7 protein-coding genes are annotated in these 5,569 nt (G+C 58.1%); all 7 read right to left on the bottom strand.

Annotated elements, in window-relative coordinates; genetic code table 11:
• A partial coding sequence (locus LUQ43_RS13285; RefSeq protein ID WP_299968554.1) for a nitrogenase component 1 occupies positions 1 to 282 on the bottom strand: 282 nt, incomplete at its 3' end.
• Entirely contained in the window at positions 275 to 1,900 is a 1,626-nt protein-coding gene (nifD, locus tag LUQ43_RS13290; RefSeq protein WP_299968556.1) for a nitrogenase molybdenum-iron protein alpha chain, read from the bottom strand. The genes nifD and LUQ43_RS13285, both read right to left, overlap by 8 nt.
• Before the next feature lie 12 nt (positions 1,901 to 1,912).
• The gene (locus LUQ43_RS13295) at positions 1,913 to 2,332 is read right to left on the bottom strand and encodes a P-II family nitrogen regulator (RefSeq protein ID WP_299968558.1); all 420 of its coding nucleotides are present in this window, start codon (positions 2,330 to 2,332) and stop codon (positions 1,913 to 1,915) included.
• Positions 2,333 to 2,343: 11 nt separating this feature from the next.
• Positions 2,344 to 2,670 carry a P-II family nitrogen regulator gene (locus LUQ43_RS13300; protein ID WP_299968559.1) on the bottom strand — a complete coding sequence of 109 codons (327 nt, stop codon included), beginning with the start codon at positions 2,668 to 2,670 and terminating at the stop codon, positions 2,344 to 2,346.
• A gap of 41 nt (positions 2,671 to 2,711) precedes the next feature.
• Positions 2,712 to 3,539, bottom strand: a complete 828-nt coding sequence (gene nifH, locus LUQ43_RS13305) for a nitrogenase iron protein (protein WP_299968560.1) — start codon at positions 3,537 to 3,539, stop codon at positions 2,712 to 2,714.
• 92 nt (positions 3,540 to 3,631) lie between these two features.
• A complete protein-coding gene (locus LUQ43_RS13310; RefSeq protein WP_299968562.1) occupies positions 3,632 to 3,847 on the bottom strand; it encodes a hypothetical protein in 216 nt (71 codons plus the stop codon).
• 597 nt (positions 3,848 to 4,444) lie between these two features.
• Positions 4,445 to 5,569: DUF4118 domain-containing protein (locus LUQ43_RS13315; protein WP_299968564.1), on the bottom strand; the 1,125-nt coding region annotated here is incomplete at its 5' end.

Consider the following 5,569-nt stretch of genomic DNA (forward strand, 5'->3'; position numbering starts at 1 on the left):
GATCGCAAAGACGTTTTTTATCGAGGTCTTTAAGTTGGCAGCCCCGCCAAAGACCGAGGCGCCTTCGGTAAAGGAGCTGGACGACGCCATCACCGGGTCCCGGAAATGCCTTGTCAGGTGCATGCGGTGGTACGCACAGCAGCCCTGCGAGCCGTGGCTGTGGGGCAGGCACCCGTGGATACCGAGCGCGGCATACATGGCCCCGAGCGGCTGGCAGGTTTTTGCCGGGTTGATCTTGCCGGTCGTGTGCTCGACCGGTCCTTCCGGTAAGCATTCAAGCATGGGATTCACTTCCTTCGTTGTTCTCTTTCTCCCAGGGGGGAGTGATCATCTTCCAGGCAGGGGTCGAGAGGGCGTTTGCCACATCCCGGGCAAAGTTGATCGCGCCGCCATAGCCGGCATAGGGGCCGGCATAGTCGTACGAGTGGAGCTGCTTTGAGGCAACGCCGAGTTTGTGGGCAATGTACTTGTCCCGGACACCGGAGAAGATGAGATCGGGTTTGTATTTTGCCACGAGTTCTTCTACTTCATGGTGATTGGCGTCGTCGATCATCAGCTCGCCCGGCTGCATGTTCGGGTACATCCCTTCATAGTAGCTGAGCGGGACCTCCTTTTTGAGCGCCTCGTACTGCTCTTTTGTCAGGTCCAGGTATTCGTGGGCCTCGCGGTAGCGCTCCGGGTCCGGTGCCAGGTGGAGCTCGGGGATGTTCTTTGAATCCGCATCGCTCTTGATGGTCGGGATCACCTGGCGTCCCTCGTAATCGTCGCGGTGGGCAAACTCGTACCCGGCAACAACCACTTCCATGCCCAGGTCGCGGAGCAGGTACTGGTAATGGTGGCTGCGGGATCCGCCCACGAACGCAAACGCGGTCCTGCCCTGGCAGATCTTCCGGTACTGGTCCAGGATCGCAGTCACGCGGGCGGTCTCCCGGGCGATGACGATCTCGGTCTTTTCTGCAAGTTCCGGGTCATTGAAGCACCGGGCGAGATTCCGCAGCGATTCGTTCGTGGCCCCGATCCCGACGAAGTTCACCTTCAGCCAGGGAATGCCGTACTTCGTCTCCATCATCTCGGCGATGTAGTTGATCGACCGGTGGCACTGCACGAGGTTGAGGTCCGCGAGGTGGAGGTTTTTGATGTCCAGGTAACTGGAATCCCCGGTCAGGATGCAGTTGACCGTGTAGCCGCACTCCTTGAGTATCCGCTCCAGCTCCCAGCCGTCGCCACCGATATTGTACTCGCCAAGGATGTTGATGACGTGCCTGCCGGGTTTCCGTTCCGTGCCGGTACCGATGACTTTCTCCATGAGGTTGTTGTTCGCGATATGGTGGCCCGCCGACTGGCTGACCCCCTTGTAGCCTTCGCAGTTGAAGGCGAGCACCTGGATACCGTGCCGTTCCTGTGCGGCTTTTGCCACCGCGTTGATGTCGTCGCCGATGAGACCGACCGGGCAGGTGGCGCAGATGTTGATGGCCCGCGGGTGGAACGCAGCTACGACTTCGTCGATCATCTTTGCGAGTTTCTTCTCCCCGCCAAAGACGATATCCGGCTCCTGCATGTCGGTGATGAAGCAGAGCTGGCTGTAGATCTTGTCCTTTGGAGTCGTGTCGTCCGCCCGGGCCTTGTTGCGCCGGGTGCCCCAGCTGTAATACCCGCAGCCAACCGGGCCGTGGGTGATGGTGATCATGTCCTTGATTGGTGCAACCACCACACCTTTGCACCCGGCATACGCGCAGCCCCGCTGTGAGATGATGCCGGGGATCGTACGCGTGTTCGCCTCGATCTGTGGGCAGCATTCCGCTGATTCGTTCTTTACTATGAGATGCTTCTTCCGGTTTTTCTTTACCAGATCCGGGTAAGGCGCGAGCATCTCCTCTAGGGGTTCGTCCGTTCCTGTCATGTTTCACCTCCGTTACCAGATTGCTGCTTCTCCTGCTTCCCCGGTCCGGACACGGACTGCATCCTGCACTGCCATGATGAAGATGGTCCCGTCGCCGATCCCGTACTCCGTCCGGTTCGCTCCGGCGATCGCTTCCACGATCCGTGGCACATCATCGTCATGGGCCAGGATCATGAACAGGCGCCGCGGGAAGAACCGCGAACCGTCAAGGAAACCGGTGACCAGTTTTTCGGTCTCACCGGCATCGCTGAACTCATCCATGCCCATGGCGAGGAGTTTCTGCCGGCATTTCTCGAGTTCCTGCGGGTCGGTGACGAGCCTGCCCCGTCCCATGACCTTGACCGCAGTAAACCCGGCAACGCCTGCGGCTACCAGGGCTTTTTTGGTGGCGCCGGTCTTCTTCATCCGGACTACCGCCATGATCTCTTTCATCGCGATCCTCCTCACAAACCCCGGGTGCCTTTCGAGATGGTATAGACCTCTTCGACCGGGCTGACAAAGATCTTGCCATCGCCAAACGTCCCGTCAGTTCCGGTCTTTGCAACCGATAAGATCATCCTGACGACCTTTTCCCGGGCTTCCTCCGGGATCACCATCATGATGAGGGTCTTGGGGATCTCGTCATAGACCATTCCCCCGATCTTGATCCCTTTCTGCTTCCCGCGTCCCACGACATCGACCATGGTTGCCGCATTGAATCCCGCAGAGGAGAGCTCGGCAAGCACTTCGTCTTTCTTCTCCGGCCGCACAATTGCACGTATCAGTAACATCGTTTCACTTCCGCCTTTTTTGCCATCTGGTTTTCCGCACGTTACATTGCGTCAAGGAACCCGTGCTGCATCATCAGTTCTTCCAGGCGTTCCTGCGTCATCGGTTTTGGGACAACGAACAGTTTGTTGTTGTCGATCGCCTTTGCCAGGTTCCGGTACTCGCCGGCCTGCCCGGAGGTCGGGTCGAAGTCGATGACCGTCTTCTTGTTGATCTCGGCCCGCTGCACGAGATTATCCCGGGGCACGAAGTAGATCAGCTGGCTCCCGAGTTCTTCCGCGAATGCCTTGAGGAGCGGAAGTTCGTTGTCGACCTTGCGGCTGTTGCAGATGATGCCGCCGAGCCTCACTTTTCCGTTATCGGCATATTTCTTGATGCCTTTTGCAATATTGTTGGCCGCATAGAGCGCCATCAGTTCGCCGGAGGCGACGATGTAGATCTCCTCTGCCTTTCCTTCCCGGATCGGCATCGCGAAACCCCCGCAGACCACATCGCCGAGCACATCGTAGAAGACATAGTCGAGGTCATCAGTATAGGCCCCGAGCGATTCCAGCAGGTTGATGGACGTGATGATGCCACGGCCGGCACAGCCCACGCCCGGCTCCGGTCCGCCTGACTCAACACAACGCGTGTTGCCAAAGCCGGGTTTGAGGATTGCATCGAGCTCGATGTCATCGCCCTCGTCCCTCAGGGTGTCGAGCACGGTCTTCTGGCAGAGCCCGTGGAGCAGGAGCCGGGTCGAGTCCGCTTTCGGGTCGCACCCTACCACCATGATCTTCTTTCCCGCCTCCGCGAGCGCTGCAACCGTGTTCTGGGTTGTGGTCGATTTGCCGATACCGCCTTTTCCGTAAATTGCTACCTGTCGTTTCATTGATACATACCTCCGCTATTCACACCTTGTCAATATCCGGAACAACGCTGCTCCGGGCTTTTTTTTCGCAGATTCACCAGGGTGTGCCAAAATCACGCTTTCAGCGGATCACCGGGCCGGCACGCCATGCCGGATTCCCTGGTGAACACCCACCCATTGACCGGTTCGGGACTGTTGTCACGCAACAACCGGCACGCTCCGGTCATTGTTGCGTCCGAAGTCATTCCGCCCGGAAGTAAGCTGGTGAATCCGATCCCCGATGCTGTGCCGGGCATCCTGCGTTCGAAGACCCGCGTCTTCCGGCGCATGAACCCTCTGGCAAGGAAGGCGCAGCAGTACTGCCCCGTCCCGCGTCAAACTGAATGTTCGTTCGCATGTAGCCTCCTGGTATTACACAGAAATGTTGATTTTACAAATATTTATATGTACTAGTAGGAATCTTCCTTCCATCAAACGGATCGCAGTAACAGCCGCCATCATGAAGAATTCGTATAGTATCGACGGTACATGCCAGTAAATTGATATTGGTAGTACAGATCGCTGCCAGAACCATGAGCGCAGGAAACCGGAACGCAAAAAGGTGTTCTGCAAAATTTCCCTAACGATATCTCACGCTCCCGGGTGCTTTACCCCCGCACCCGGGCATCCTCCTTTGCGATAAGCCGCATTCGCTGTGAACGTATGCAGTGAAGTTCTGTTCATGGAATACCGAAAGAACCGCACGTATGCTTCGTCCACCCGGGGGGCGGGCATCGCACGAAGGGAGTGATCATGCCATAAGGCATGATTTCGACCCTGCAAAAAAAGGACCAACAACCACGCGGTGAAACGCGATCCGGTAAAAATCCCCGTTGTCGTTTTCGCCGGTCAGCGTCCCGGACCCGTGAACCGCCGCAGCAATGGTATTATGAGCGGATCTCTTTTGTCAGCTGTACCCGGCCGAGCGCCAGCGCCATCTGGCTTGCAAACGCCGTAAGGATCCGCTCCTGCTCGTGAGTGATAATCCCGTCAGCATCGGCAGGTTTCACGCCCAGGATCCCGATAACCCCCGTGGTTCCATTCAGGGGAATGTACCGGAGCCGCGACCCGTGCAGGGTGTCCGTATCGTAACCGGCAACAGCGCTGTGCCGGAACGCCCACGTCGCCACCGCAATATCATCGTCATTGAGGACAATCCCGGATTGAGAGGGCGGGACAAAAAGTCCGTCCCCCCCCGGCAAAAGGACAATGCTCTCCCACTGGAAGATCTCGCGGATATGGCGGGTCACTGCCGCAATCATCGAACCGGAATCGGCCGCAACAGCGAGATCCTGCGACAGGGCATACAGGGTCCCCGTCTCCTTCTCCCGGCTCTGGGCGGCATAGGCATGATCCCGTGCCTGTGTCACGAGCAGGCTCACGAGCGCTCCCACAATGATCATCCCGGCAAACGTGATGAGATACTCGGTGTCGGAGACCCGGAACGTCAGGTACGGCGTGACAAAGAAGAAGTCAAAGGCAAGGACGCCGATGATGGCGGTAAATATAGCCGGCCTCAAGCCCCGGCGGAACGCAATCACGACCACGGCCAGCAAAAAGAGCATGGCCAGGTTCGTTGCGGATATGAACGACTTGATGAGCCAGCCGATAACAACAACCGCTGCCACAAGCGCTGTTGCTACGAGATAATCCTGGGGCGGGGCAACCGGAAGCAGGTGTTCCATATCCCCGATGATCGGCGGGGAATGCTCCTCGCTGCTGATCACGTACACATCGATCGTCCCGCTGTCATGGATCAGCTGGTCCACGATGGAGCCGAACAGGTACTCCTGCCACCGGGGGCGCAGGGTCTTGCCGACAACGATCCGGGTGATATTGTGCCGGCGTGCATAATCGATGACCGTCGAGGCAACGTTGAACCCAAACAGCGTGACCGTATCCGCCCCGAGTTTGCGTGCAAGTTCCATGGTACGGGCCAGCTGCTCCTGGCTCTCCTTTGAAAGCCGGTGGTGGGCCGGTGTTTCCACGTAGATTGCCGTGAACCGGGCCCC

The organism is Methanoregula sp., from assembly GCF_028679125.1.
In the GTDB taxonomy this organism is placed as follows: domain Archaea; phylum Halobacteriota; class Methanomicrobia; order Methanomicrobiales; family Methanospirillaceae; genus Methanoregula.

Excerpts from the sequence above, each read along its gene's own strand:
- nifD (WP_299968556.1), bottom strand. The coding sequence starts at position 1,900 with ATGACAGGAACGGACGAACCCCTAGAGGAGATGCTCGCGCCTTACCCG.
- LUQ43_RS13295 (WP_299968558.1), bottom strand. The coding sequence starts at position 2,332 with ATGAAAGAGATCATGGCGGTAGTCCGGATGAAGAAGACCGGCGCCACC.
- LUQ43_RS13300 (WP_299968559.1), bottom strand. The coding sequence starts at position 2,670 with ATGTTACTGATACGTGCAATTGTGCGGCCGGAGAAGAAAGACGAAGTG.
- nifH (WP_299968560.1), bottom strand. The coding sequence starts at position 3,539 with ATGAAACGACAGGTAGCAATTTACGGAAAAGGCGGTATCGGCAAATCG.
- LUQ43_RS13310 (WP_299968562.1), bottom strand. The coding sequence starts at position 3,847 with ATGCGCCGGAAGACGCGGGTCTTCGAACGCAGGATGCCCGGCACAGCA.